Here is an 825-nt window from a genome sequence, read left to right on the forward strand (position 1 = left end):
GAATAATGCAGGGCGGTGGTGCCCTTGCGGGCATGGCCCATAATGTCGGCGCGCATCAAATCGGGCACATCGGCCTGTGCGTAGAAGCTTGAGCCGAGCGAGCGGATCGAATGCATATCTGCCTTCTTGCCCGAAATGAGGTTTTCGGGGATCGTCATGTGCAGGGCAATCCAGTCGGACATATGGCGCCAGGCGATGTTGCGGAACTTATGACCACCGACCCGCGCGTCATTGAGGTAGAGTTCGGGAAATAGCTCCCGGCGCCCCTCGTCCCTGATCGCTCTCACGTAATCGGCAAAGCCAAGCCGCATGATCTCGGGGTGAAGCGGGACCATGCGCCCACGGTTCTCGTTCTTCTCGCCGCCATCAACGCCATCTTCGGCGCGCACATCATTGTCCTTGATCACGATGCTGGGGGTCACATCGTCAATGTGCACTTCGTCGGTGCGCAGCCCGCCGACCTCGTTGACGGTGGCGTGTGTATAATAAAGCAGCAGCGGCAACCAGTAGGCCGCATCGTGATAGACCTCGCTGCCTGCATTTTCATCAAGGCGCTTCAAGTGCCCGCCGCCGCCCGTCCAGATTGGTGCGGTGAACAGGCATTCCATGTGCTTGACGGTCCACACAGGGCGCGCGGTCTTGGCCGAGACCTTCTTGTGCTTGCCGAACCTGACCCGCGCAAAATCCAGCGCCTTGGTGTTGGCAAGCTTGGGTGCCCACTCATTTTCGGCAAGGATGTCATAGGCGGTCGACATATAGGACAGGTCGCGCCTCACCGTGTTGATCGAGCGCGTGTTGTGGCGATCGAGCTGGAAGGTCTGGGCT

General features: G+C 59.6%; 1 protein-coding gene. It reads right to left on the reverse strand.

The window, feature by feature from the left end; translation table 11 throughout:
* On the reverse strand, positions 1–825 hold an 825-nt coding region (locus tag SOQ14_RS14400; protein WP_322898797.1), incomplete at both ends, for a site-specific integrase.

The sequence above is a fragment of the Erythrobacter epiphyticus genome (assembly GCF_034653295.1).
In the GTDB taxonomy this organism is placed as follows: domain Bacteria; phylum Pseudomonadota; class Alphaproteobacteria; order Sphingomonadales; family Sphingomonadaceae; genus Erythrobacter.